The organism is Bordetella genomosp. 2 (genome assembly GCF_002261345.1).
Classification (GTDB): Bacteria; Pseudomonadota; Gammaproteobacteria; order Burkholderiales; family Burkholderiaceae_B; genus Bordetella_A.
On record NZ_NEVT01000003.1, the window covers coordinates 954,788 to 981,312 of the forward strand.

22 protein-coding genes are annotated in these 26,525 nt (G+C 69.6%); 10 read left to right on the top strand and 12 right to left on the bottom strand.

From position 1 onward, the window contains the following. Positions 1-121: 121 nt before the first annotated feature. Together cphA (CAL24_RS06655) and cphA (CAL24_RS06660) are read right to left on the bottom strand one after the other, a co-directional pair. On the bottom strand, positions 122-2,695 hold the full coding sequence (gene cphA / locus CAL24_RS06655; protein WP_094806101.1) for a cyanophycin synthetase: 2,574 nt from the start codon (positions 2,693-2,695) through the stop codon (positions 122-124). Positions 2,696-2,747: 52 nt separating this feature from the next. Continuing rightward, positions 2,748-5,360: a cyanophycin synthetase gene (cphA, locus tag CAL24_RS06660; RefSeq protein ID WP_094806102.1), complete on the bottom strand. Its 2,613-nt coding sequence runs from the start codon at positions 5,358-5,360 to the stop codon at positions 2,748-2,750. 224 nt (positions 5,361-5,584) lie between these two features. Here cphA (CAL24_RS06660) and CAL24_RS06665 point away from each other — a divergent pair, with 224 nt between their 5' ends. Both CAL24_RS06665 and CAL24_RS06670 read left to right on the top strand, forming a co-directional pair. Then, a complete protein-coding gene (locus CAL24_RS06665) occupies positions 5,585-7,837 on the top strand; it encodes an ABC transporter ATP-binding protein (RefSeq protein WP_094806104.1) in 2,253 nt (750 codons plus the stop codon). Then, positions 7,834-8,304 (top strand): DUF1854 domain-containing protein, encoded by a 471-nt coding sequence (locus CAL24_RS06670; protein WP_094806106.1) that lies wholly within the window; start codon positions 7,834-7,836, stop codon positions 8,302-8,304. The genes CAL24_RS06665 and CAL24_RS06670 overlap by 4 nt, the downstream gene beginning before the upstream one ends. A gap of 6 nt (positions 8,305-8,310) precedes the next feature. Here the strand turns inward: CAL24_RS06670 and CAL24_RS06675 are convergent, their stop codons facing one another. Beyond that, positions 8,311-9,441 (bottom strand): GNAT family N-acetyltransferase, encoded by a 1,131-nt coding sequence (locus tag CAL24_RS06675; RefSeq protein ID WP_094806108.1) that lies wholly within the window; start codon positions 9,439-9,441, stop codon positions 8,311-8,313. Positions 9,442-9,515: 74 nt separating this feature from the next. Here CAL24_RS06675 and CAL24_RS06680 point away from each other — a divergent pair, with 74 nt between their 5' ends. Both CAL24_RS06680 and CAL24_RS06685 read left to right on the top strand, forming a co-directional pair. Then, the gene (locus CAL24_RS06680) at positions 9,516-10,325 is read left to right on the top strand and encodes a ferritin-like domain-containing protein (protein ID WP_094806109.1); all 810 of its coding nucleotides are present in this window, start codon (positions 9,516-9,518) and stop codon (positions 10,323-10,325) included. Positions 10,326-10,412: 87 nt separating this feature from the next. Further along, a complete protein-coding gene (locus CAL24_RS06685) occupies positions 10,413-11,675 on the top strand; it encodes a lytic murein transglycosylase (protein WP_094806111.1) in 1,263 nt (420 codons plus the stop codon). On the opposite strand, the gene CAL24_RS06690 is transcribed toward CAL24_RS06685, so the two are convergent. Next, positions 11,653-12,444, bottom strand: a complete 792-nt coding sequence (locus CAL24_RS06690; protein ID WP_094806113.1) for a dioxygenase family protein — start codon at positions 12,442-12,444, stop codon at positions 11,653-11,655. The two genes, CAL24_RS06685 and CAL24_RS06690, sit on opposite strands and share 23 nt — an antisense overlap. A gap of 110 nt (positions 12,445-12,554) precedes the next feature. Between CAL24_RS06690 and CAL24_RS06695 the strand changes: the two genes are divergently transcribed. Then, positions 12,555-13,454 carry a LysR family transcriptional regulator gene (locus CAL24_RS06695; protein ID WP_028354254.1) on the top strand — a complete coding sequence of 300 codons (900 nt, stop codon included), beginning with the start codon at positions 12,555-12,557 and terminating at the stop codon, positions 13,452-13,454. On the opposite strand, the gene CAL24_RS06700 is transcribed toward CAL24_RS06695, so the two are convergent. After that, positions 13,433-14,377: a LysR family transcriptional regulator gene (locus tag CAL24_RS06700; protein ID WP_028354253.1), complete on the bottom strand. Its 945-nt coding sequence runs from the start codon at positions 14,375-14,377 to the stop codon at positions 13,433-13,435. The genes CAL24_RS06695 and CAL24_RS06700 overlap by 22 nt on opposite strands. Positions 14,378-14,481: 104 nt before the next feature. Here CAL24_RS06700 and CAL24_RS06705 point away from each other — a divergent pair, with 104 nt between their 5' ends. The 3 genes from CAL24_RS06705 to CAL24_RS06715 are packed head-to-tail and all read left to right on the top strand — an operon-like array spanning position 14,482 to position 17,258. Next, positions 14,482-15,432 (top strand): isocitrate lyase/PEP mutase family protein, encoded by a 951-nt coding sequence (locus CAL24_RS06705; RefSeq protein WP_081760390.1) that lies wholly within the window; start codon positions 14,482-14,484, stop codon positions 15,430-15,432. After that, the gene (locus CAL24_RS06710) at positions 15,425-16,267 is read left to right on the top strand and encodes an amidohydrolase family protein (RefSeq protein ID WP_028354252.1); all 843 of its coding nucleotides are present in this window, start codon (positions 15,425-15,427) and stop codon (positions 16,265-16,267) included. The genes CAL24_RS06705 and CAL24_RS06710 overlap by 8 nt, the downstream gene beginning before the upstream one ends. Positions 16,268-16,301: 34 nt before the next feature. After that, positions 16,302-17,258 carry a Bug family tripartite tricarboxylate transporter substrate binding protein gene (locus CAL24_RS06715; RefSeq protein WP_051439398.1) on the top strand — a complete coding sequence of 319 codons (957 nt, stop codon included), beginning with the start codon at positions 16,302-16,304 and terminating at the stop codon, positions 17,256-17,258. Positions 17,259-17,268: 10 nt separating this feature from the next. Here the strand turns inward: CAL24_RS06715 and modA are convergent, their stop codons facing one another. Continuing rightward, on the bottom strand, positions 17,269-18,024 hold the full coding sequence (modA, locus tag CAL24_RS06720; RefSeq protein WP_094806115.1) for a molybdate ABC transporter substrate-binding protein: 756 nt from the start codon (positions 18,022-18,024) through the stop codon (positions 17,269-17,271). 305 nt (positions 18,025-18,329) lie between these two features. Continuing rightward, positions 18,330-19,556, bottom strand: a complete 1,227-nt coding sequence (locus tag CAL24_RS06725) for an MFS transporter (protein ID WP_038853423.1) — start codon at positions 19,554-19,556, stop codon at positions 18,330-18,332. A 101-nt stretch (positions 19,557-19,657) separates the two neighbouring features. On the opposite strand from CAL24_RS06725, the gene CAL24_RS06730 reads away from it, so the two are divergent. After that, complete coding sequence (locus CAL24_RS06730; RefSeq protein ID WP_094806116.1) at positions 19,658-20,449, top strand: AraC family transcriptional regulator; 792 nt, start codon at positions 19,658-19,660, stop codon at positions 20,447-20,449. 7 nt (positions 20,450-20,456) lie between these two features. On the opposite strand, the gene CAL24_RS06735 is transcribed toward CAL24_RS06730, so the two are convergent. From CAL24_RS06735 to CAL24_RS06755, 5 genes are all read right to left on the bottom strand, one after another. Further along, a complete protein-coding gene (locus CAL24_RS06735; RefSeq protein ID WP_212591727.1) occupies positions 20,457-21,380 on the bottom strand; it encodes a D-hexose-6-phosphate mutarotase in 924 nt (307 codons plus the stop codon). Positions 21,381-21,398: 18 nt separating this feature from the next. Further along, on the bottom strand, positions 21,399-22,112 hold the full coding sequence (locus tag CAL24_RS06740; RefSeq protein WP_094806118.1) for a GntR family transcriptional regulator: 714 nt from the start codon (positions 22,110-22,112) through the stop codon (positions 21,399-21,401). Positions 22,113-22,233: 121 nt separating this feature from the next. Then, complete coding sequence (locus tag CAL24_RS06745; protein WP_028354245.1) at positions 22,234-23,814, bottom strand: acyl-CoA carboxylase subunit beta; 1,581 nt, start codon at positions 23,812-23,814, stop codon at positions 22,234-22,236. Further along, positions 23,811-24,038 (bottom strand): biotin/lipoyl-binding carrier protein, encoded by a 228-nt coding sequence (locus CAL24_RS06750; RefSeq protein ID WP_028354244.1) that lies wholly within the window; start codon positions 24,036-24,038, stop codon positions 23,811-23,813. The genes CAL24_RS06745 and CAL24_RS06750 overlap by 4 nt, the downstream gene beginning before the upstream one ends. A gap of 45 nt (positions 24,039-24,083) precedes the next feature. After that, positions 24,084-25,055: a Bug family tripartite tricarboxylate transporter substrate binding protein gene (locus CAL24_RS06755; RefSeq protein WP_028354243.1), complete on the bottom strand. Its 972-nt coding sequence runs from the start codon at positions 25,053-25,055 to the stop codon at positions 24,084-24,086. A gap of 242 nt (positions 25,056-25,297) precedes the next feature. Between CAL24_RS06755 and CAL24_RS06760 the strand changes: the two genes are divergently transcribed. Continuing rightward, positions 25,298-26,497: a CaiB/BaiF CoA transferase family protein gene (locus CAL24_RS06760; RefSeq protein WP_249278480.1), complete on the top strand. Its 1,200-nt coding sequence runs from the start codon at positions 25,298-25,300 to the stop codon at positions 26,495-26,497. Positions 26,498-26,525 lie beyond the last annotated feature (28 nt).

Sequence of the window (26,525 nt, forward strand, 5' to 3'; positions counted from 1 at the left end):
ACGGAAATGTAAACGCGCGGCCGCCGCCGCCCCAGACGGTGGCGGTGGCGCTATCGGCGGCAAGCGGAGTTACAGTTCCGTAAAGTTTTGAGCCGCTTTGATGGGGCGGCGTAACAGGGACTCAGGCGGTGGCGATGCGGCTCGCCAGGTGCTGCAGCGCCGCCTCGACCTGGTCGACCAGGATCAGGCACAAATCGCCCGCCGCCAGCCGCGCCAGCGCGCTGTCGATGGCGTGGAACTCGCCATGGATTTCCTCGATGTGGCGGGTCCGCCGCGCTTGCGCCAGGCCTTCGCGCAGCAAGGCCACGACCTCGCCGTCGGCGCGGCCGCGCTGGCATTGATCCTGGTACAGCAACACGTCGTCGAACGCGTCGCCCAGGATCTCGGTCTGGCGCCGCAGGTCTTCGTCGCGCCGGTCGCCGGCGCCGCTGATCACCACGCTGCGGCGCGCCGCGGGCAGGGCGTCGACGGCTTGCACCAGCGCCGCGATGGCGTCCGGGTTGTGGCCATAATCGGCGATGACCGTCGCGCCGCGATACTCGAACACGTTGAAGCGGCCCGGCGCGGTGCGGGCATCGCTGACGAATCCCGCCAGGCCGCGGCGGATGGTGTCCCAATCCAGTTCCAGCGACCAGGCGGCCGCGATGGCGGCCATGGCGTTGTCCACCTGGAACGCGATCGTGCCGCCGCGGGTCAGCGGGATATCGGCCAGCGCGATGGCCACTTCGGCCGCGCCCTGCGCGGCGACGATGGCCGGGCCGTCGCGATAGACCACGCGATGGCCTTGCGCGCGGTGCGTGGCGATCAACGGATGCGCGGGGTCGTTCGAGAAGTACGCCACCTTGCCGGGGCAGGCCGCCGCCATGGCGGCCACCATCGGGTCGGCGGCGTTGAGCACCGCGGTGCCGCCCGCGTGCACGTACTGCACGATCACCCGTTTGACCACCGCCAGGTCTTCGACGGTGCTGATGTAGCCCAGCCCCAGGTGGTCGCCCATGCCGAGATTGGTCACGATGGCCACGTCGCAGCGGTCGAACGCCAGGCCTTCGCGCAGGATGCCGCCGCGCGCGGTTTCGAACACCGCCGCGTCCACGCCGGGATGCGCGAGGATGCGGCGCGCGCTGCGCGGCCCGCTGCAATCGCCGCTGTCGATGCGCCGCGCGCCGACGTACACGCCGTCGGAGTTGGTCATGCCGACCCGCCGGCCGGCGCATGCCAGCAGATGGGCCGTCAGGCGCACCGTGGTGGTCTTGCCGTTGGTGTCCGCCACCGCCACCACCGGGATGCGGCCATCGTCGCCATCGGCGAACATGCTGGCGATGATCGCCTCGCCCACCGGGCGGCCCTTGCCGAACGACGGGGCCAGGTGCATGCGCAGGCCGGGGGCGGCGTTGACTTCGACCACGCCGCCGTGTTGTTCCTCCAGTGGCAGGTGCACGGTCTCGGCCACCACGTCGACCCCGCAGATGTCCAGGCCCACCATGCGCGCGGCCGTCACCGCCCGCGCGGCCAGGTCGGGGTGGACTTCGTCGGTCACGTCGGTGGCCGAGCCGCCGGTGCTCAGGTTGGCATTGTGGCGCAGCGCCACCAGCGCGCCGGCGGGCGGCACCGAGTCGGCGTGATAGCCCTGCGTGGCCAGGGTGGCCAGCGCAATGTCGTCGAAGCGGATTTTGGTCAGCGAGGTGGCATGCCCGTCGCCGCGCAGCGGATCGGCGTTGACCTGCTCGACCAGTTGCCGGATCGAGTGACGGCCGTCTCCGGTCACCTGCGGCGGATCGCGGCGGGCGGCGGCGACCAGCTGGTCGCCAACCACCAGCAGGCGGAAGTCATGGCCGGGGATGTAGCGCTCGACAATCACTTCGGCGCTGATCTGGGCGGCCGCCTCGTAGGCCGCCAGCACCTGCTCGCGCGTGCGGATATTGACCGCCACGCCGCGTCCCTGGCTGCCGTCGCGCGGCTTGACCACCACCGGCCCGCCCAGCTCGCGCGCGGCCTCCCAGGCCGCGTCCGGGTCGCGCACCGAGCGGCCCAGCGGCACCGGCACGCCGGCGGCCTCCAGCAGCATCTTGGTCAGGTCCTTGTCCTGGGCGATGGATTCGCCGATGGCGCTGGTGGCGTCCGTCTCGGCCGCCTGGATGCGGCGCTGCCGGCTGCCCCAACCGAACTGCACCATGCTGCCCTGGGTCAGGCGACGATAGGGGATGTTGCGCGCCAGCGCCGCGTTGACGATAGAGGCCGTGCTGGGCCCCAGGCGCAGATCCTCGTCGAGTTCGCGCAGGTTCGCCAACGCGGCCGCGACGTCGAACGGCGCGTCGGCCAGCGCCGCCTCGAGCAGTTGCGTGGCCAGCTCGACCGCGCGGCGGCCCACTTCTTCTTCGCTGTATTCGACCACGACCTGGAACACGCCGGGCTCGACGGTGGCGGCCGTGCGGCCGAACGCGACCGGGCAGCCCGCGTGGGCCTGCAAGCCCAGCGCCACCGCCTGCAGCACGTGGGCGATCGACAGCGCGCCGTGATGGCCCTCCGGGCGCAGGCGGCCGATTTGCGGGAAGCGCGCGCGCAGGCGGGCCTCGAACTCGGGCAGGTGTTCGTCGACAGCGCATTCGGCATCGCTGCACGTGACAATCGATTCGATGGCGGTGTTGCGGCTCCACAGGTTGGGGCCGCGCAGGGCTCGGATACGGGAGACGTCCATGGGGCGGATTCCTTTCTGCGCCGCGCCGGCGGCGGCGCGGCATGACGCTTGGTTATTGTTGGATCCAGCGGCGCACGCGGTCGATGGTCGGGCCGGAATAGGCTTCGTCGGATTGCAGCAGCAGGAAATCGCCGGGCCGCAGGCGCTCGAACATGATGTCGATGGCGCGGCCATGGTCGGGCTCCTCGTGCACTTCGGCCACGCGCGCGCCTTGCGCCAGGCCCTGGCGCAGCAGCGCGCGGGCCTGGCCGGGCGGGCGGCGGCTGGGCACCGTGGCGTCGTCATACAGCACCACCTGGTCGAACGCGGCGCCCAGCAGCCGGCCCTGCTCGACCAGGTCGGCATCGCGGCGGTCCGCGCCGGCGGCATAGACGGCGCACCGCCGGCCCGCCTGGAACTGTCCGGCCGCCGCCAGCAGGGCGCGCAGCGCGGGCGCGTTGTGCGCGTCGTCCACCACCACGGTGGCGCCGCCGCGCTCGAACACAGTGAACTGCCAGGGGGCGTCGGCCTGGTCGACATCGAAGGCCTCGATGCCGGCGCGTATCAAGGGTTCCGGCAAGTCCAGCGCCCAGGCCGCGGCGACCGCGGCCAGCACGTTCTCGACCTGGAAGCCGACCCGTCCGCCGTGCGTGAGCGGCACCGCGGCGACATCGGCCAGCGCCGTCTCGCGGCCGCCGTCGGCCAGCACGATGCGGCCGTCGCGCACGAACACGGCGCGCTTGCCCGCGGCAAGCTGGGCGGCGATGGCGGGCAGGGCGGGGTCGGCGCCGAACAACAGCACCTCGCCGTCGCACAGCGGGGCCATGTCCGCGACGCGCGCATCGCGCGCGTTGAGCACTGCCGCGCCGCCGGGTAGCACCACGTCCACCTGGGTGCGCAGCACATTGGCCAGGCGGTCGGCATCGTCGATGTCGAAGTCGCCCAGGTGATCGCCTTCATCGAGGTTGGTGACCACGCCGACCTGGCAGCGGTCGTAGGCCAGGCCCTGGCCCAGGATGACGCCGCTGTCGTTCTCGATGACGGCCGCCTCGACCGTGCGGTTCATCAGCAGCCGCCGGCCGCCGGTCCAATCGGCGCGGTCGCCGCCCTGTACCAGGCGGTTGCCCACGTACAGCCCTTCGCTGCAGGCCAGGCCCGTGCAGCGGCCGGACAGGCCGAGCAGGTGCGCCACCAGGCGCGCCACCACGGTCTTGCCGTTGGTGCCGGCGACGCCCACGATGGGGATGCGGCCGTCTTCGCCGGCGGGGAACAAGTGGTCGACGATGGCGCGGCCCACCGGGCGCGGCGTGCCGTCGGCGGGTTTGAGATGCATGAGCAGGCCGGGACCGGCATTGACCTCGACAATGGCGCCGCGCTGCGCTTCCAGGGGCTGCGCGATGTCTTCGGCCACCAGGTCCACGCCGGCCACGTCCAGCCCCACGACCTGCGCGGCCAGCACCACGGCGGCGGCGGTGTCCGGATGCACGCGGTCGGTGACATCGAAGGCGACATTGCCGCTGCGCTGGATCAGCACGCGGCGGCCGGCCGCCGGCACGCTGTCGGGCGCCAGCGACTGGCGCGCCAGCTCGAGCCGGGCGGCCGAATCCAGCCGCACGATGTTCAGGGGATGATTCTCGGTGCGGCCGCGGCGCGGGTCGGAGTTGATCTGCAGTTCGATCAGCTCGGCCACGCTGGCGCGGCCGTCGCCCACGATCCAGGCCGGCTCGCCGGCGGCGGCGGCGACCAGGCGGTCGCCCACCACCAGCAGCCGGTGCTCATTGCCGGGAACGAAGCGCTCGACCAGCACGCCGCTGCCTTCATCGACGGCGATCGCGTAGGCCGACTGCACGTCGGCCTGGCTGGCCAGATTGATGAACACGCCGCGCCCATGGTTGCCGTCGCAAGGCTTGACCACCACCGGCAGGCCGATGTCCAGCGCCGCTTCCCAGGCGGCCTCGGCGCTGTCGACGCGGCGCCCTTCGGGCACCGGTATGCCGCAATCGGCCAGCAGCGCCTTGGTCAGGTCCTTGTCGCGCGAGATGCCTTCGGCGATGGCGCTGGTGCGATCGGTCTCGGCCGTCCAGATACGCCGCTGGCGCGCGCCGTAGCCGAACTGCACCAGGTTGCCCTCGAACAGCCGGATGCAGGGGATGTCCCGGTCGTCGGCGGCATCCACGATGCAGGCGGTACTGGGGCCCAGGCAATGCCTGTCGGCCAGCTCGCGCAGCCGCGCGACGGTGCGCGCCACATCGTAGGGGCGGTCGTCCATGGCGGCCAGCACCAGTTCGCGCGCCGCGTCCAGCGCCGCGCGCGTAACCTGTTCCTGCCAGGCGCGCACCACCACCTTGTACACGCCGCGCCGCGACGTCTCGCGCGCCTTGCCGAAGCCGCCCGGCAAGCCGGCCAGCGTCTGCAGTTCCAGGGTCACGTGCTCCAGGATGTGGCCGGGCCAGGTGCCTTCGCGCAGGCGCTGCAGGAAGCCGCCGCGCACGCCGGGGCTGCAGCGGTGCTCGATCAGGCCGGGCAGCCAGGACGACAGCCGCTCGTAGAAGCCCGCGATGGTGTTCGACGGACTGTCTTCGAGCTCGCCGATGTCGATCCAGGCTTCCAGCACCGGCCGGTAAGTCCAAATGTTCGGGCCGCGCAAAGCCACGACATCGAGAAATTCAATGTCTTTGTTTTTCATGGAGTGGGGAGTGTGGGCGCGTCGGCGGACAGGAAGCCCCGCGAGGTGCGGCGGGGGTGTCGGTGCGGGATATGGGCCGATGCGAAGGGGCGGTCGATTCCTAGGTGGAAATTGGCAAAACCGGTGCTACTATACGCCGCCTTTTTGCGCCGATAAACTCGCGCTGTTGTAAGGAAGGGACACGATCGGCCAGGCCGGTCCCCGGCCCGGCCGGACAGCCATCCATGAACAGAAAACAGCTTCTGCCCGGCTTGCCCGGGCAAGCCGGCGCCGCCGGATACGACGCGATGCAGTCCCGCCTCGCGCCCGGCGAAGCCATGCTGGCATGGATCGAGACCGACCTGGACGCGCGCCTGGCGTTCCGGCCCGGCCTGGTGGTGCTGACCGACCGGCGCCTGCTGGCCCGCGATCCGGCCGACGGGCAGTGGCACACCTGGCAACGTACCCCGGCGCTGCGCCTGGCGCTGTACGACCACTCCGGCGCCGCCGCGCTGGAACTGCACGATGGCGAGACGCGCCTGGCGGCCTGGCGCTTCACGCTGGCCCATCATGCAGCCGCGCTGCGCCTGCAGGCGCGTTTCGAGGAAACCCGGGGCGGCCCGTCCGGGGCGCCCGCGGCGGCCGGGCAGTCCGAGTGCGCGGCCTGCGCGCCCGCTCCGGCTGCGCCGCCTTCGACCTGGGCATTGCTGCGCCTGTGGCGTTTCGCGCGCCCCTATCGCGGGCCATTGCTGGCCGGGTTCGTGCTGACCCTGCTGACGACGGCGGCCACGCTGGTGCCGCCGTACCTGACCATGCCGTTGATGGACGATGTGCTGATCCCGTTCCAGAACGGCGCGCCCATCGATTACGGGCTGGTGCGCCTGTACCTGGGCGGGCTGCTGGCCGCCGCGGCGCTGGCCTGGGGGCTGGGCTGGGCCCGCACCTATATCCTGGCATGGGTCAGCGAGCGCATCGGCGCCGACCTGCGCACCACCACCTACGAGCACCTGCAGCAGTTGTCGCTGCAGTATTTCGGCGGCAAGCGCACCGGCGACCTGATGTCGCGCATCGGCAGCGAGACCGACCGCATCTGCATATTCCTGTCGCTGCACCTGCTCGATTTCGCCAACGACGTGCTGATGATCGCCATGACCGCGGCGATCCTGGTGTCCATCAACCCCTGGCTGGCCCTGGTGACGCTCGCGCCGCTGCCCTTCATCGTGTGGATGATCCATGCGGTGCGCGACCGGCTGCGCCACGGCTTCGAAAAGGTCGACCGCATCTGGGCCGAGCTCACCAACGTGCTGGCCGACACCATTCCGGGCATCCGCGTGGTCAAGGCCTTCGCGCAGGAAAAGCGCGAAGTGCAGCGCTTCCGCGCCGCCAACAACCGCAATCTGGAGATCAACGACCGCGTCAACAGCCTGTGGTCGCTGTTTTCGCCCACCGTGACGCTGCTGACCGAGATCGGGCTGCTGGTGGTGTGGGTGTTCGGCATCTGGCAGGTCGCCAACAAGCAGATCACGGTGGGCGTGCTGGCGGCGTTCCTGGCCTACATCGGCCGCTTCTACACCCGGCTGGACTCGATGAGCCGCATCGTATCCGTGACGCAGAAGGCGGCCGCCGGCGCCAAGCGCATCTTCGATATCCTCGATCACGTCTCCAGCGTGCCGGAAGCCGCCCGGCCGATGTCGCTGGGCCGCGTGTCCGGCCGCATCGAGCTGCGCGACGTGGCGTTCCGCTATGGCAACCGTTCGGTGATCCACGGGCTGGACCTGTCCATCGCCCCGGGCGAGATGATCGGCCTGGTCGGCCACAGCGGATCCGGCAAGAGCACCCTGATCAACCTGATCTGCCGCTTCTACGATGTCTCCGAAGGCGCCATCCTGGTCGATGGCGTGGACATCCGTGCGCTGCGTATCGCCGACTACCGCCGCAACATCGGCCTGGTGCTGCAGGAACCATTCCTGTTCTTCGGCACCATCGCCGACAACATCGCCTATGGCCGTCCGCAGGCCACGCGCGCCGAGATCGTCGCCGCGGCCAGGGCCGCGCATGCCCACGAGTTCATCCTGCGCCTGCCGCACGGCTACGACTCGCTGGTGGGCGAGCGGGGCCAGGCGCTGTCCGGCGGCGAGCGGCAGCGCATCTCGATCGCCCGCGCCCTGCTGATCGACCCGCGCATCCTGATCCTGGACGAGGCCACCTCGTCGGTCGATACCGCCACCGAGAAGGAAATCCAGAAGGCCCTCGACAACCTGGTGCTCGGCCGCACCACGATCGCCATCGCGCACCGCCTGAGCACGCTGCGTCGCGCCGACCGGCTGGTCGTGCTCGACCACGGCCGCGTCGTGGAGCAGGGCGGGCACGAGGCGCTGATGGCGCGCCAGGGCGCCTATTACCGCCTTTACCAGGCGCAAGCGCGTCCCGACGCCGAGCTGCGCGACGACGGCGACGACGATATCGCGGACGCGGACTGGCCCGCGGGAACGCCATGACCCCGCCTGCCTACGACCTGCGCCGCAATGCCGAGGGCCGGCTGGTCTTCGTGGCGGCCGACGGCCAGGCGCACGCAGGCGTGCTGGCCGTGCGCGCCTTCCCGGTCAGCGACCCCGAGCGCGGCATTTCGATCGTCGGCGCGGACGGCCACGAACTGGCCTGGGTCGAAGACCTGGCCATGCTGCCGACGCCGTTGCGCCAGGCGCTCGACGACGCGCTGGCCGAACGCGAATTCATGCCCGAGATCATCCGCATCGAAGCGGTATCCGGCTACGCCACGCCCTGCGAATGGCAAGTCGCCACCGACCGCGGCCCCACTGCCTTCACGCTCAAGGGCGAAGAGGACATCCGCCGGCTGGCGGCGCAGACGCTGCTGATCGTTGACAGCCATGGCATCCATTACCTGGTGCGCGACGCGGCCGCGCTCGACCGGCACAGCCGGCGGCTGCTCGACCGTTTCCTGTAGCGCCTGCTACGCGCGCCGGAACGGCGTGTGCGCTTCCAGCTCGTCCAGGTAGCCGTCCATCATCCGGGTCTCGCGGCCGAGGAAATCCTCGATCGCGGCGGCGAAGCGCGCGTCGGCGATCCAGTGCGCCGACCAGGTCGGCGCCGGCAGCAGGCCGCGCGCCATCTTGTGTTCGCCCTGCGCGCCGCCTTCGAAGCGCGCCAGCCCATGGCGGATGCAATAGTCGATGGACTGCAGGTAGCAGGTCTCGAAATGCAGGCCGGCCACGAACTCCAGCGCGCCCCAGTAGCGGCCATACAGCGTGTCGCCGCCCTGCATGTTCAGCGCGGCCGCGACGGGTTCGCCATCGCGCTCGGCCAGGATCAACACCAGGGCGTCCGGCTGTGCCGCATGGACGCGGCGGAAGAATTCGGCGCTCAGGTACGGTGGATTGCCGTGCGCGAAGTAGGTGTGGCGGTAGCAGCGATAGAAGAAGGCCAGCGCCTCCGCGTCGACCTGGGCGCCGCGCAGCCAGCGGTAGCGGATGCCGGCCGCCTGTACTTTCTTGCGGTCCTGGCGGATCTTCTTGCGCTTGTCGTGGTTCAGCGCCGCCAGGAAGGCGTCCAGGTCGGCGTATCCGGCATTGTTCCAGTGGAACTGCACGCCCTCGCGCACCAGGTAGCCGGCCTCGCGCAGGGCGGCCAGGTCGCGCGCGTCGGGAAACAGGACATGCAGCGACGATACTTCCAGGCCGCGCGCCAGTTCGATCAGCCCGCGCGCCAGCGCCAGGCGTTCGGCCGGGCCGGCCGCCAGCAGGCGCGGGCCGCCCACCGGGGTGAACGGCACCGCCGCCAGCAGTTTGGGGTAATAGCGCAGCCCGTGCCGTTCGAAGGCGTCGGCCCAGGCGTAGTCAAAGACATACTCGCCGCGCGAATGCGATTTCAGGTACAGCGGCACGGCGCCGGCCAGCTGTTCGCCGTGCTGCAACAGCAGGTAGTGCGGCGCCCAGCCGGTATCGGGCGCGGCGCAGCCCGTGTCGTGCAGGGCCGACAGGAATTCGTGGCGCACGAACGGCTGCGCGCCCGCCAGGGCGTTCCATTGCCGCGCGTCCACCTGGGATAGTGAAGTCGTGATTGCCAGCCGGGTAGGAGAGTCCATGGCGCAATGATAAAGTCCAGGGCCGGACGCGCTGAAAGCAACCGCGTCCTGAATGATCCCCGCTGTTTGATTGCATGAACATTTCCGTATCCGCCGCCGTCCCCTCCGGAGTGCGCCGCCAGGCGCTGGCCGCGCTGGCCGCCTGCGCCTGGCCCGACAAGCTGGCCGCGGTGCGGGCCATCGACGACGCGGCGCCGCTGGAGGCGCACGCCACGCTGGCCGAGCCGGCGGGGCTGCCCGGCCGGCCCGCGGCCCCGGCGCTGGTGCCGCCCTCGCAGGTCAAGCAGCGCTCCGTGCAGTCCGCCGAAGGGCGCGCGGCCTTGCTGCACGCGCTGGCGCACATCGAATTCAACGCCGTGAACCTGGCCCTGGACGCGGTCTGGCGCTATGCCGGCATGCCCGACGCGTTCTACCGCGACTGGCTGCGGGTGGCCCGCGAAGAGGCCTATCACTTCGAACTGCTGAATACCCACCTGGGCGGGCTGGGCCACGCCTATGGCGATTTCCCGGCGCACAACGGCTTGTGGGAAATGGCCGAGAAGACCCGCGGCGATCTGTTGGCCCGCCTGGCGCTGGTGCCGCGCACGCTGGAGGCGCGCGGCCTGGACGCCTCGCCGCTGATCCGCGACAAGCTGGCGGGGGCGGGGGATACCCGGGGCGCGGCCATCCTCGACATCATCTTGCGCGACGAAATCGGCCATGTGGCGATCGGCAACCGCTGGTATCGCCACTTGTGCGCCGAGCGCGGGCTCGACCCGCTGGCCTGCTATGCCGAACTGGCCGAACGCTATGGCGCGCCGCGCCTGCGCGGCCCGTTCAACCTGGCGGCGCGCCGCCAGGCCGGATTCGACCAGGCGGAGCTGGACGCACTCCAGCGGCCGTAGCCGCATTGCCCGGCGCAGTTACAGCGCGATACCAGGGCAAGGCCGGCCCGCGGCCGCCGGGCCGCGCCTGACGATAGAATCGACGCCATGATGACTCCACGCCTCTTGCCCCTGCTGGGCCTGGCCGTATTGGCCGGCGCCGCCCATGCCGCGCCGGCCAATACGGCCAGCCCCGCCGATGCCGCCGCCTTCGCCAACTGCCTCGCCCAATTGCGCGGCGCCGCCGCCCAGCAGGGCGTGTCGGCCGCCACTTACGACGCCCATACCCGGGGGCTGGCGCCCGACATGAGCGTCATCGCCTCGCTGGATGCCCAGCCGGAATTCAAGACGCCCATCTGGGACTACATGGCCGGCCTGGTCGACGAAGAACGCATCGCCGATGGCCGGCAGGCGCTGGCGCAGTGGCAGCCGCAGTTGCAGCGGGCCCAGTCGCAGTTCGGCGTCGATCCGGCCACGGTGGTGGCGGTCTGGGGCGTGGAAAGCAATTTCGGCAAGCGCCTGGGCGGCCGCCCGCTGCTGACCTCGCTGTCGACCCTGTCGTGCTTCGGACGCCGGCAGGCGTATTTCCGCGGCGAGTTCTTCGCCACCCTGAAGATCATCCAGCAAGAGCATGTGCGGCCCGAGCGCCTGAACGGTTCATGGGCGGGCGCCTTCGGCCAGACCCAGTTCATGCCCTCTACCTACCTGCGCCTGGCGGTCGACTTCGACGGCGATGGCCGCCGCGACCTGGTCGACAGCGTGCCGGACGCGCTGGGCTCGACGGCCAATTTCCTGCAGCGCGCCGGCTGGAAGCCGGGGCTGCCATGGGGGTTCGAGGTGGTGCTGCCGGCCGGGCTGGACACCTCCTCGGCGGGCCGCCGCAACAAGCGCGCCATGTCGGCGTGGGCGGCGCAGGGCGTCAAGCGCGTCGACGGCCAGCCCCTGCCGGCGGGCGACACGCCGGCCGGGCTGCTGCTGCCGGCCGGACCCGGTGGCCCGGCCTTCCTGGTCACGCGCAATTTCGACGCGCTGTACTCATACAACGCGGCTGAAAGTTATGCGCTGGCCATTGCCCACCTGTCCGACCGGCTGCGCGGCGCCGGCCCGTTCGTGCGCGCCTGGCCCACCGATGATCCGGGCCTGTCGCGGGCCGAGCGGCGCGAACTGCAGTCGCTGCTGATCGCGCGCGGCTTCGACATCGGCGAGCCGGACGGCTTGATCGGCGCGCGCACCCGCCAGGCGTTGCAGACCGTCCAGCGCCAGGCCGGGCTGCCGGCCGACGGCCGCGCCGGACAGAAAGCCTTGCAATGGCTGCGGCAGAACCCCGCCGACCGGCCTGCCGCCGGGGTCAGTGCGCCGCCGGCGGATTGAACACGTAAGCGTCCATCGACAGCACGCCATGGCTGATGCCGCCGTCCATCACTTCCACGTCGGCATCGGGCGCCGCCGCGCCGGCGGCGATCAGCAGCGGCAGGTAGTGTTCCGCCGTGGGATGGGCGCGCCGCGCCTGCGGGGCGGCTTCCAGGTAGCCGACCAGGGCGGCGCGGTCGTGGCGGCGCACCGCCCGTCGCGCCCAGTCCGTGAACGCCTGCACATACGGTTCGTCCGCGCCGTCGCGCTGGCGGAATTCATACAGGTTGTGCGTGAGACTGCCCGAGCCGACGATCAACACGCCTTCGCGCGACAGTGGCGCCAGGGCCTGTCCCAAGGCCCACGCAGCCTCCGGCTGCAGCGCGGCCGGCAGCGAGAGCTGGATCACCGGCACGTCGTGTTGCGGATACATATGCAAGAGCGGCACCCAGGCGCCATGATCCAGGCCGCGCTGCGCATCCAGCTCGACCCGCAGGCCGGACTCGCCCAGCAGGGCGGCCACGCGCGCCGCCAGGGCCGGGTCGCCGGCGGCGGGATACTGCAGGGCATAGAGTTCGGCGGGAAAGCCGCCAAAATCGTGGATGGTCGTCGGGCGCGGGCTGGCGGTGACCGCCAGCCCGCGCGTCATCCAGTGCGGGGAGACGATCAGCACGGCCCGGGGTCCGGGCAGGCGCCGGCCTAGCGCGGCCAGCAGGGGGCCCGCCCGTCCGGGCTGCAGCGCGAACGTCGGGGCGCCGTGGGAAACGAAAAGCGTCGGTTGGGCGTGCATGGCGGGAAATCTCCGATAAGCTAGGCAGTTAGTCCAGCAAACTGTAATTGCATCCCACGGCGGGATAAACAACCCATTTGTGGATATATTGTTCCAGGATGGTGGTTAGTATGGACCGATTCGAAGAGATGCGCGTATTCACCGCCGTGGTCGAAGCGGGCAGCTTCGTCAAGGCCGCCGAGACGCTGCGCATGTCCAAGGCCGGCGTATCGCGCCACCTGACCGAACTGGAAACGCGTCTTGGCGCGCGCCTCATCCAGCGCACCACCCGGCGCCAGTCGCTGACCGAAGAGGGCCAGCTGTTCTACGAACGCTGCAAAGTCCTGCTGGCGGAGGTCGAAGATGCCGAAACCGAAGTCAACAGCCGCAGCGGCGAAGTCGGCGGCCTGTTGCGCGTGAATGCGCCGCTGACCTTCGGCGTGCGGCACCTGGCGCCGCTATGGGGCGTGTTCAAGGCGCAGCACCCCAAGCTGATGCTGGACATCACCCTGGCCGACCGGGTGGTCGACCTGGTCGACGAAGGCTACGACATGGCGGTGCGCATTTCGCAACTGGCCGATTCCACGCTGGTCAGCCGGCGCCTGGCCGCCACCCGCATGGTGCTGTGCGCCAGCCCCGATTATCTGCGCCGCCACGGCACGCCGGCCCATCCGCGCGAGCTCGCCGCGCATGGCACCATCGCCTACAGCTACTGGGCCGGCCGCGACGAATGGCGTTTCCTGGGGCCGGAGGGCGAGGTCAATGTGCGCATCCAGCCGCTGATGCGCGCCAACAATGGCGATACGTGCCTGGCCGCCGCGCTGGCGCACCTGGGCATTGTGCTGCAGCCCACTTTCCTGGTCGGCGAAGCATTGCAGGCCGGCGAGCTGGTCGAGCTGATGCCGCAATACCGCTGCGGCGAACTGGGCATCTACGGCGTCTATCCTACCCGGCGGCACGTGCCGCCCCGCGTGCGCGCGCTGCTTGAGTTCCTGGCGGCGCATTTCGCTCAGCCGCCCTGGCCGGAATGATCCGGCCGGCGCGCCGGCCGCAGGGCGATGAACGGCAGGTCCTGCATCACTTGCCGCGCCATGCGCACGACCGCATGCAGGCCGGCCGCCTCGGGGGCGCGGGCATAGGCCGCGCAGATCTCCAGCGGACGGAACGGCACGCGCTGGCCATAGCGGATGACCGAGCCGCGCGCCAGCTCGTCGGCCAGCACGCAGGCGGGCAGGGCGCTTATCCCCACGCCGGCGCAGACCAGTTTGGCGATGATCGCCACGCTGTTGCAAGTATTGAAGGCCGGCGCCGGCGTCTGGCCGGTGTTGCACCATTCGGCCACCAGTTCGTACAACGGCGAGGGCGGCGGCACGCTCAGCAGATTCAGGCCCTGCAAGTCGGCGGGCTTGAGCGTGGATGACGCCAGCGGCCGCGCGGCGCTACCCAGCCAGGCGACTTCGGCCGACGCCAGCGGTTCGAGCCGCATATGACGGCTCACGCCCGGATCGGCCAGGAAGGCGATGTCCAGCTGATTGGCATTGAGCTTGTCGCACAGCACGAAGCTGTTGGCGACCGTGATCTCCACTTGCACGCGCGGATAACGGGCCTCGAGCCGGCGCACGATCTCGGGCAGGCAGATCATGGCGACCATCTCGGACGAGCCCATGCGCAGCGAGCCCTGCAGCGGGTCGCCGGTGCGCAGGCGCGCCTCCAGCTCGTCGAACAGCCCCAGCGCCTGCCCCGCGTACCGCACCGCCACTTCGCCCTCGGCGGTCAGCACCGCGCGTCGGCCGGCGCGCTGGAACAGGCGCGCGCCGACCGCTTCTTCCAGTTCGCGCACCCGCAGCGAGACGGTCGGCTGGGTCACGTGCAACTGCGCGGCGGCGGCATGGAACGAACCGTGCCGGGCGATGGCCAACAAGGCCTCGATCTGCGCCAGGGAAAACCGTTTCATCAGGAAATCCTATCGAAATAGCGGCCAAATCCTAATTAGATATTGCTTTTTCTTATTGATAGCATGAAACGCCTGTCGACTCCTTCCTCGTTTCCACGCCCGCCATGACCAAAGCCCGCCTGTTGCGCCAATTGATTGAAGCGCCCGAGATCCTGTCCCTGCCCGCCGTGTTCGACGGCTTCAGCACCCGCGTGGTCGAGTACAGCGGCTTCGGCGCCGCCTTCATCACCGGCAGCGGCGTCAGCGAGTCGCGCCTGGGCCAGCCCGACGTCGGCCTGATGGGCCTCGAAGAAAACGTGGCCGCCGCCCGCGCGATCGCCGCCTGCTCGGACCTGGTGCTGCTGGCCGATGGCGACACCGGGTATGGCAACGCGGTCAATGTCCACCACACGGTGCGCGCCTTCGAGCAGGCCGGCGTGGCCGGACTGATGCTGGAAGACCAGGTATGGCCGAAACGTTGCGGCCACATGCGCGGCAAGGAAGTGATTCCCATGGAGGAGATGGTCGAGAAGATCCATGCCGCCTGCGAGGCTCGGCGCGACCCGGATTTCGTCATCAAATCACGCACCGATACCCTGGCCACCGACGGCGTGGGCGCCGTCATCGAGCGCCTGAACGCCTACGCCGAGGCCGGCGCCGACCTGCTGTTCGCCGATGCGCTGATGACCCGCGAGCAGATCGACACCGTGGTGCGCAATGTGTCCAAGCCGCTGTGCGTGAACATGGGCTTCGGCATACGCCAGCGTTCGACCACGCCGCTGTTGTCCGCCGCGCAGCTGCAGGCGCTTGGCGTGGCGGTGGTGATCTTTCCCCGCATGCTCAGCGCCTGCGCCCTGATGGGCATGCAACAGGGGCTGGCCCTGTTGCGCGAGTCGCTGGATACCGGCGCGGTGATCGACCGTCCGGATCTGCTGGTTTCGTTCGAGACCCTGAACAGCATCATGGGCATGGCGCAGGTCCAGCAACTGGAAGAACGCTTCCTGACGCCCGCGCAGAAATTCGCCAAGTATCGCGGCGGCGCGGCTGCGCCCGTGGCCGAGGCGGACCATGGCTGAGCGCCGCGCCGTGCCGGCTCCTGCCGGCTTGCCGGCCGGCGCGGTCGATTGCCACGCCCACGTCATGCGCGTCGACGCGCCGCTGGTGCGCCAGCGCCATTCCGCCCCGGCGCGCGACGTGACAGCCGAAGAATACCTGGCGCTGCTGGACGCCCACGGCGTGCGGTGCGGCGTGCTGACCGCGCCGAGCTTCTACGGCACGGACAACGGGCTGCTGCTGCAGGCGCTCGGCCATGCGCCGGACCGGCTGCGCGGCACCGCCATCGTCGATCCCGGCATTGGCGACGCCGAACTGGACGCCTTGCGCGCGCAGGGAGTGGTGGGCGTGCGCCTGAACTGGATCCGCCGCGCGGCCCTGCCCGACCCGGCCGGCGCGGACTATCGCGCGCTGTACGCGCGGCTGCGCGAGCGCGACATGCACATCGAGCTCTATCTGGAAAGCGCGCACCAGGCACAGGTCCTGCCACCCATCCTGGACAGCGGCGTGCGCCTGGTGCTGGATCACCTGGGCAGCCCCGACCCGGCGCAAGGGCCGCACGGCGCGGCATTCGGACGGGTGCTCGCCGCGCTGCAGAGCGGGCGCGTGTGGGTCAAGCTGTCGGCGCCGTACCGCTTGGCCGGGGCCGACGCAGCGCCGTATGCCCGGGCGCTGCTGCGCGCCGGCGGCCCGCAGCGGCTGGTGTGGGCCACGGACTGGCCGTGGGTCGGTTACGAAAATGCCGTGACCTACCGGCAATGTATCGACTGGCTGTTCCAGTGGGTGCCGGACGACGCGCAGCGCCAGGCCATCCTGGTCGACACGCCGCGCGAACTATTTCACTTCCCAGGGGCATAGATCCCGCAAGAGCAGGGCACAAGGAGACAGACTGATGAAGACCATGACAAGCATCGCGCTGGCCGCCATGTCGTGCGCGCTGGCCGTGTCGGCCTGGGCAGCCGAGCCCATCCGGCTGATCGTCCCTACCGCGCCGGGCGGCGGCACGGACGGCTTTTTCCGTGTATTGGCCAAGGATGGCGAACCCCATCTGAAGACCTCGGTCGTCGTGGTCAATGTGGGCGGCGCCGGCGGCAGCATCGGCGTATCGCAGATGGTGCGCGCCGAACCGGACGGCAACACCCTGGCGGGCGTGTGGATGGGCCCGGTGACGGTCGCTCCCCACACCATGCCGGTCAATTACGGCCCGCACGATTACATTCCTGTGCTGCAACTGACCAGCGCGCCATACGTGCTGTGCACCCGCGCCGAGTTTCCGGCCGACGACGGCGCCGCTTTCGTCGACACGCTGCGCCAGCATCCCGATCAATACACTTTCGGCACTGACGGCGCCGGCGGGCCGGCGCAGCTGGCCACCGCGCGCGTGTTCCGGCCGCTCGGCATCCGCCAGCGCGACATCCCGTACAAGGGCGCCGGCGAGACGCTGCTGGCGCTGCTGGGCAAGCAGATCGACATCTACGTGGGCTCGATCCCGCCCATCATGCCCTACGTGAAGAACGGCCAGGCCAAATGCCTGATGGTGACCTCCGCCGCCAAAGTGCCGGACCTGCCGCGCGCCATCAGCCTGGATGAACTGCAACTGGGGCAGGAAGAAACCCTGTTGTGGCGCGGCCTGCTGGCGCCCAAGGGCACGCCGCCGGAGCGCATTGCATATCTGGAAAAGGCTTTCGAGGCGGCTGCCCAGGCGCCCGGGACGCGGCAGTTCGTGGCCAGCGCGGGCGAACAGATCGTCATCCTCAAGGGCGACGCGCTGCGCCAGCGCATCGACCGCGAATACCGGGCCCTGGGAGAACTGGCGCGCAGCCTGCGCCTGGGGCGTCCGGGCTCATAGTCCCGGGGCGTCAGCGGTGGAAACCGTAGGCGCGCATGATCTGGCTGACTTTCGGCCCCTTCAGGTAGAACAGGAACGAACGCGCCGCGAGGTTTTCCCGGCCGTTCTCGAGCAGGACCGCATCCTGCCGGATGGGGTCGTACAGGGTCGTCGGGACGATCCAGGCCGAACCGCCCACGAAGCGGCTGTTCTGGTAAATGTTCGACAGCGTCACGAAACCCAGGTCGCTGTGGCTGCCCGACACGAAGCGCTGCGTGTCGGACAACGTCCGGCGTTCGACCAGCTTGCCCTCGACCGCGCCGCGCAGGCCGAGGCGATCCAGCACCTGCATGGCGGGACGGCCATAGGGCACCAGGCTCGGGCTGGCGATGGACAGGCTCTGGAAACGGTTGTGCTTGAGTACGTCGCCCTGCGGGTCGACATAGCCTTCCTGGGGCGACCACAGCACCAGCACGCGCGTGGCATAGGTGTAGCGCGTGCCCGGCACGGCCTGGCGCTCGGCCTCCAGGCGCGCCGGCAGCACTTCATTGCCCGCCACGAAGACGTCGTATTCGGCGCCCTGCCTGATCTGCGCATAGAGCTGGCTGGTGGGCGCCGAGGACAGCACCACCGTGTTGCCGGTCTTCTGCTGGAAGTCCTCGGCAATGGCGCGTATCGGAGCGGCAACGTTCGACGCCACCGCGACCTGCACTTGCCCGGCCCGGACGGGCAGGCTCGCCGTACAGGCGAGCAGGGCCAGGGCTAGCAAGCGGATACGCGCAGTCATTGGGTTCGAAGCTGCCGGGCAGCTTGTTTTCCTGTCCATATCAGGCGTGTGATTTGATCACATTCGACGCGCCGCGCCCACCCTCGGCCAGAACGTCCCGCCGGGAATCCGCAGGAATAGGGGCAATCAAGCCCCGAGATACACCAAATAAGAAGTAGCAATATGAGGTTACATACTGGGGTGGCCTTGCCGGCCTTTCCAGGAGAATGCAATGAACGAGCTGCACAACGAACAGCCCTTGAAGTGGCCCAGCGACTTCCCTGCCAAGCATTGAAGTCGCGCGGCCGGCCCGCGGGCCGGCCGTCTTATGCGCAACCGGCGGCCGCCGCGGCGGCGGCGCAGCCGATCTGCCGGTCGCGCCCGGCCAGCAGCCCGCACACCGCCAGCAGGCCGCACAGGGCGGCGCACAGCACCAGCGGAGCCGTCCAGGCGCCGCTGGCATCATGCAGCGCGCCCAGCAGGGCGGGGCCCGCCGCCGCCAGCAAATAACCGATGCACTGTGCCATGCCGGACAAGGCCGCGGCCTGTCGCGCATGATGGACCCGCAGGCTGACGAACGACAAGCCCAGAATGATGGCCGCGCCGGTGCCGACGCCGAACAGCGCGCTCCAGGCGCTCGCCCAGGCGGGGGCCAGCAGCAGGCCGGCGGCCGCGGCCAGCGAGGCGAGCGCGGCCATGGCGGCCGCCAACGATTGGTCGCGCAGGCGCCGCAGCAAGGGCACCAGCACAATCCCGGGCACGGCCGTGGCCAACTGCATCAGGCCGTGCAGCGAACCTGCCTGGCGCGCCGAGTAGCCGGCATCTTGCAGCAGGGCCGGCAGCCACGCCACCACGCCGTAATAGACGAACGAATTCAGCCCCAGGTATAGCGTCACTTGCCACGCCAGGGGCGAGCGCCACAACCGTTCGCCTGCGTCTGCGCCACGCCCCGCCGCGGGCGCCTGCGGCGCGGCGGCCGGCCGCCGCGCCAACTGCGGCAGCCAGGCAAGCATGGCCAGCAGGGGCAGGAGCCCGAACGCGGCCGTCGCATGGCGCCAGCCCCATCCGGGCAACTGCGCCAGCGGGACCGCCAGCGCCGATCCCAGCGCCGCCGCCAGCCCCATCGTCAAGACGTAGGCCGCCGTCACGCCGGCAATCCGGCGCGGAAAATCGCGCTTGAGCAGGCTGGGCAGCAGCACATTGCCGACCGCGATACCGCTGCCCAGCATGGCCGTGCCCAGGTACAAGGACCATGCGGGCCCGGCCATGCGCACGGCGATGCCCAGCAGCATGGCGAGCAGGGCGCCGAACAGCGCCCGCTCCAGGCTCCAGGCCTGGCCGAGCCGGGCGGCGAACGGCGATACGACAGCGAAGGCCAGCAGCGGCAGGGTGGTCAGCATGCCCGCGGCAGCGGTGCCCAGACGCAGGTCGGCGGCGATCAGGTCCAGCGCCGGCGCCACGGCGGTGATCGGCGCGCGCAGGCAGGCGGCAACGGCCAGGATCCCCAGGATAGATACCACCGAAGCGGTGTACGCATTCGAAAAACGAGACATCGGGCAATGAATCCAGACAGTACAGGGCCTTCATCTTAAAAATGGCGCCGCTTTGTTGAATCTGGATAGAATGCCAAGAAGTTTCTAAAAACAGCCAAACCATGGCACACGTCGCCGTACCGGTCTGTTTCGACCCGGACCGCCTGTCCCAGCCGGCCATTGCCCTGCAGCTCGACGTGCGGGCCCACGATGAAGAGGCCCCGATCCATACTCATCGCAAAGGCCAGCTGGTGATCGCCCTGCGCGGCGGGGTTACCAGCGAAGTGCCGGGCGGCCTGTGGATGGTGCCGCCGCATTGCGGTGTCTGGATACCCGGCGGCGTGCCGCACAGCAACCGCATCACGCCCAACGGCCGGGTCTGCTTCCTGCTCGTCGAGCCCAGCGCCGCCGCGCTGCCGCAGACGTGCTGCACGCTGTCGCTTACGCCGCTGGTGCGCGAACTCATCCTGTACCTGGCGGGACAGCCGCATGACTATGCCGCCGGCAGCGCGACCGACCGGCTGGTCGCGGTGCTGCTGGAGCAATTGGCGCAGATGCCCACGGAACGGCTGTACCTGCCCATTTCGGCCGACCCCCGGCTGCGCCGGATCGCCGACGCCTTGACGCGGGACCCGGGCGACCGGCGCACGCTGGCCGACTGGGGCGCGCGGGTGGCGATGAGCGAACGCTCGCTGGCCCGCATGGTGCTGCGCGAGACCGGCATGACCTTCGGCCGCTGGCGCCAGCAACTGCAGTTGATCGCCGCCTTGCAGCGCCTGTCGTCCGGCGTTTCGGTGCAGCGCACCGCCGACGACCTGGGCTACGAATCAGTCAGCGCCTTCATCACCATGTTCAAGAAAGCGCTGGGCAAATCGCCGGCGCGGTATTTTGCCGACCGGCGCGCCGGGTCATGACGGTGTTCTAATGCCCGGCGGACCGGCCGGCCCGGACGCGTTGGGTGCTCAATGCTACCGACACCGTGGCGCGCTGGCCCGGCGCGAGGGTCAGCGCGTCATCCAGCGCCCGCGCGGTTTCGACGCACAGCATGCGCGGCCACGCATCGTCCGCCAGGTCGTCCAGGCGGCCGGCCTTGGCGGGGCCGGGGTTCCACACCACGGTGGAGCGCGACGCGCCGGACGCGACGCGGATATTGCGCCCCCAGCCGTGGTCCCGCACCAGCACAGGCGCGCCCGTTGCCAGATACAAGCGGTCCGTTTCGCCGTCGAGCCGCACCGGTCCGTGCTGGCGGCGGCGCGTCCAGCCCTGCGCCATATCCAGGTAGTCGTGGCCCTGCAGGCCATCGATGGCGACCTGCCGGCTGTCCGATACCGCCAGGTAGGTATGCAGCGCCAAGGCGGTGGTGCATGCCTGCGCGCCCCGGTTGTGCACCGACAGCGCCAGACTCAGTTCCCGGCCGCAGCGGATGCGCAGTACCAGCCGCGCATCATGCCGCCACCCGGGCGCGCAGCCGGGCGGGGCGTCGAAGCCGAGTTCAAGTTCCGCCGCATCGGCTTCGACGCGTTGGGCGACCAGGTGCCAGTCGGCCTGGCGCACCCAGCCATGCGAGGGCGCGTCGGCCGGCGCGCCGACGCTGTCGCGCACCGCCGGCGGGTTGCGGGCGTAGGCGGCGAACCAGGGCCAGCAGACCGGCACGCCGCCGCGCACCGGCCGTCCGGGCGTAAAGTGCGCGCGTTCCGAGAGCCAGACCAGCGGCGGTTCTCCGGCCGGCGTATAGCTGAGCAACTGCGCTCCCTGGCGGGCAACCAGCGCCGTGCCATGCGGCGTGCGTATCCGCCAGCCGTCCAGGTGGCGGATGGCCAGGGGCATGATGCTGGCGGAGTGCATGGCGGGCGTCGCGGTGCGCTACAGGATGTACTTGAGGTACTGCTTCAGGCAGGCCTTGGCGTCCCTGATGTTGTGCCGACGCATTGCCTCCGCGCGATCGGCATCCCCCTCGCACATTGCCTTCAGGATCTCGCACTGCTGGCGCACGCCGGCTTCCGCGCGGCCCGGCAGGATGACAATGCGCCGGATGATCACCTGGGTTTTCTCGTTGATGCTGTCGAGCGCCCGCGTGAGCTCCGGATTGTCGGCGGCCTGGATGCACTTGGCGCGGAACGCGCTGACCTCATCCATGTAGAGTTCGAAATCGCCCTGCTTGACCGCTTCCGATACCGGCCCGGAGAAATATTCGTACAGTTCGCGCCATTCGGTGGGGGCGGTATTCTGCGTCGCCAGCCGCACGCACAGGCCTTCGAGCACTTCGCGAATATCGTAGATGCGGAACACCTGTTCCGGTCCCAGCCGGGCCACCATTGCGCCGCGATTGGGAGTGCGTTCGATCAGCCCGCGCTGCTCGAGCTCGACAAATGCATCGCGCACCCGCGTGCGAGGGATGCCGAACTCAGCCGAGAGATCATATTCATTCAGCTTCGAACCGGGCGGGAGATCGCCCTTGGCTATGCGCTCGCGCAGGATCAGCGACAAGTCCTGGGCGGCCGAACGACTCCCTTTTCGTGCGGCAGCCGCGCCGCTGCCGGCGGGAGCCCGCTTGCGGGGGGAAGTTGAGGTGGCCATGGCAGGTGGGACCGCGAAATGAAGACAGGGGAGTGTATTAATCGGCACCCGCGGGCGTCAAACTGCGGTATTGCGCAGGCAATCGCCGCGCGCCTGAGGCGCGCGGCGATGCGGGCCGGGGTCAGGGGCGCACGCCCGGCTTGTGCTTGGGACCCAGGCTGATCCTCATCGCTCCCTGGGCGGCGCCGATGAAGCGCGCCAGGTAGCGGCGCGTTTCGCGCGGGTCGATGACGTCCTCCACGCCGAAGGCTTCGGCGGTCCGGAACGGCGAACCGAACCGGCGCAGCTTTTCCTCGATCTCGGCCTCTTTCTGCCTGGGGTCGTCGGCCGCCTCGATCTCGCGTCGGAATGCCGCCGCGACGCCGCCTTCCACGGGTAGCGAACCCCATTCCGCGGTCGGCCAGGCAAGCTTCAGGCCGATGCCCACCTTGTCGGTGGCCGCCATGCCCGCCATGCCATAGCACTTGCGCACGACCACTGTCGCCATCGGCACCGTCGCCTGCAGGCTGACGAAGACGCTGCGCATGCCATCGCGCAGGGTGCCCTGCGCCTCGGCGTCGCGGCCCACCATGAAGCCCGGGACGTCGACCAGGAAGACCAGCGGGATGTGGAAGGTGTCGCACATTTCGATGAAATGCGTCTGCTTGCGCGCGCCCGCCGCGTCGATCGCGCCGCCGTAGAACATGGGATTGTTGGCAATCACGCCAACCACGTAGCCGTCCAGCCGGGCGAGCGCGGTGATGACGGCCTTGCCATAGCTCGGCTGCATCTCGAACACCGACTCGGCGTCGAAGATCATATTCATGACGCGGCGCATGTTGTACGCCTTGCGCCGGTCTTGCGGCACGATCGTGGCCAGCCCTTCGTCGCGCCGGTCGGCCGGGTCGCCGGTGGTCTTGCGGGGCGGCAATTCCCACACGTTCTGCGGCATGTACGACAGAAAGCGCCGGATCTGCGCGAAACACTCCGCTTCGCTGGCGTAGGCGTCGTGAATAGTGCCCGCCACGTCGACGGCGATCTTGCTGCCGCCCAGGTCTTCCTTGTGGATATGCTGGCCCAGCGAGCGTTTCACGACCGGGGGGCCGGCGGCGAAAACCTGGCTGTTGCCCTTGACCATCAGCGACCAGTGCGCCAGGATGGCGCGGCCGGCCGGCCCGCCGGCCGCCGTGCCCATCACGGCGCACACCACCGGCACCTGGCCGAGCAGGGCGGTGGCGGTTTCAAAGCCGTGCACGCCCGGGAAGACGGTATGGCCGCGCCTCTCGGCCGATGTCACGCTGCCGCCCACGCCGTCGCACAGGTTGATGAGCGGGATCTTGTAATGCAGCGCCAGGTCTTCGACAAACCCGCCCTGTCCGCCTTTCTTGCGGTCGCCGCTCCAGCTGGCGCCGCCGCGCACGGTGTAGTCCTCGCCGCCCACCGCGACCGGCCGGCCGTCGATTTCGGCCAGGCCCATGACATAGGGCGCCGGGGTCAGGCCCTGCAGGCGGCCCTGCTCGTCATAATGGCCGGTGCCCGCCAGGCCTCCCACTTCCTGAAAGCTGGCCTGGTCGCACAGGGCGCCGATCCGTTCGCGCACCGTGAGCTTGCCGGCATTGTGGTGGCGCTCCACCGACGCTGCGCCGCCCATGCGCTGGGCCAGCTCGCGCCGTAGCTCGAGCTCCTCGATGCCCGGGGTCATGTGCTCCGATGGGGCGTTCATGCCTGGTCCTCCTCGATGGTCGCCACGACCTGGCCTTCCTCGACCGGCTGGCCTTCCTCGACCAGGATGGCGCCGATCACGCCGGAAGCCGCGGCCTCGACGGGGATCTCCATTTTCATGGACTCGAGGGTGATGAGTTCATCGCCCTGGTTGATCCGCTGCCCGACCTGGCACTGGATTTTCCATACGGATCCGACAACCTCTGACTTGACTTCTACACTCATGAGTTTTTCCTTGGGGCAAATGAATGACGGGACGGGCGGCCCGTTCTATTGCGGCTGGATGTGCGCTGTCGCGCCCACCTTCTTCCATGTCGCCAGCTCGTCCTGAAAGATCTTCCCGAAATCGGCGGCGCTCAGGCTGGCCAGGGTGAGGCCGCCGCCGGCGATCAGCTTTTCCCGGACCGCCGGCTCCTTGAGCACGGCGTTGATTTCGCGGTTGAGCCGGTCGGTGATGTCCGGCGGCAGGTTCTTCGGCGCCATGACGCCGAAGAACAGGCTGCGGTCGTACTCGGGCACGCCGGCCTGCGCGAACGTGGGCACATCGGGGATCAGGGCGGAGCGCTGCTCGCCCGTCACGGCCAGGCCGACGGCGCGGCCGCTCGATATCACCGGGGCGGCCAGCAGCAGCGTATCCATCAGCGCGTCGATTTCGCCCGCCATGAGCGCCGTGCTGGCCTGTCCGTTGCCCTTGTAGGGCACGTGCGTCATCTTGATGCCGGTATAGGAGCCGAAGGCCTCCATCGACATATGGGTGGATCCGCCCACCCCCGAGCTGCCGAAGTTGACTTCGCCCGGCTTGGCCTTGGCGTGCTCGATGAAGTCGCGCAGCGTCTTGATGCCGGATTTGCCCGACACCATCAGCACCGTCGGCAAGTAGCCGATCAGCGCCACGGGCTGCAACTGGCCGGCCACTTCCGAGGCGTTCTTGTACACCGCGGGGTTGACCGCAATGGCGCTGGAGACGGTCAGCAGGGTATAGCCGTCCGGGGCGGCCCGCACCGTGTCCTGCGCCGCCAGCGAGCCGCCCGCGCCGACTTTGTTCTCGACCACGATGGGTTGTCCCAGGCGCCGGGCCAGGGCTTCCGACACCACGCGCGCCACGATGTCCGTTGCGCTGCCGGGCGAGAAACCGACGTACATCTTTACGGGTTTGTCGGGATAGGCCTGGGCCAGCGCCGGGGCGGCCGGATAGCAGGCAACCGCGAGGGCGGTCGTCAGGATGCGCACGCTGTCGAGCATGGTTTGTCTCCTGTAGTGTCGTTTGTCCGGCCATAGTAGCCAGCGCAGATAAATTAGACAACTATTTAGTAGACTAAATGAAAATAAATTTTGGATATATGCTTTATTTTTTAGTCGTCTAAATAGTAGACTAATTGTCATGAAGGCTGGCCAGGCCTGTTGGCACGGTCAGCCGCCCCGTCGCAGCCCAGGAAACATCCATGTCCGACAGCCTCCCGCCGGCCCCTCGCCGGAACGGTCCCTTGAGCGGTTATCGCGTCCTCGAACTCGGCTCCACCGTGGCCGGCCCCTTCTGTGGCCGGCTGCTGGCCGATTTCGGCGCCGAGGTCATCAAAGTCGAGCCGCTCGCCGGCGATCCCGTCCGCACCATGGGCAAGCAGTACAAGAACCAGTCGCTGTACGCCGCCAGCATCCTGCGCAATAAATCGCTGGTCGCCATCGACCTGCGCTCGCCAGCCGGCCAGGACCTGGTGCGGCGCATGGCGACCCGCTGCGATGTCGTCATCGAGAATTTCCGGCCAGGCGGGCTCGAAAAATGGAACCTGGGATACGAGGCGCTGTCGGCCCTCAACCCGCGCCTCATCATGGCCCGCATCAGCGGCTTCGGGCAGAGCGGCCCGTACCGCCAGCGGCCGGGCTATGGCGTGATCGGCGAAGCGGTCAGCGGGCTACGCCACGTAACCGGCGACCCGGACCGGCCTCCCACCCGCGCGGCCGTATCGCTGACCGACTGCCTCACCGGGCTCTATGCCGCTTTCGGCATCGTGATGGCCGCGCTGGCGCGGCAGACCACCGGCAGGGGCCAGTACATCGACGCCGCACTGTACGAATGCGCTTTCAGCATCATGGAGCCGCATGTGCCGGCATTCGACAAGCTCGGCGTGGTCGCGCAGCGCGCCGGTTCCAAGCTGCCGGACAGCACGCCCAACAACCTGTACCCCACGCGGGACGGCGGCTATATCCACATCACCGCCATGGCGGACGCGGTCTTTCGCCGCCTGCTGGGCGCCATGGACAGGCCGGCCCTGGCGGACGACCCCCGCTTCGCCGATGCGCGGCTGCGCGCCGCGAATGCCGACGCGCTGGACGGCCTGGTTGCCGACTGGACCGGTTCGCTCACGCTGGAGCAAGTGGAAGCCGCGCTGGCCGCGGCGGAGGTGCCGGCGACGCGCATCTTCACGATGCAGGACATTTTCAACGACGCCCATTTCAAGGCGCGCGACATGCTTGTCGACCTGCCGCATGACGAATTGGGATCGGTCCGGGTGGCGGGCGTCGTGCCCAAGCTGTCCGACACGCCCGGGACGCTGCGCCGCGCGGGCGGCGCGGTAGGGCGCGACACGCGCCAGGTCCTGGCCGCATTGGCGGACTGTCCGGCGGACGAAATCGAGGCGCTGCTGCAAGCGGGCGTCGTCGGCGCCGCGCCGGCCGCCGCGAATTGAACCGCGCGCGGCCCACAACCAAGGACGA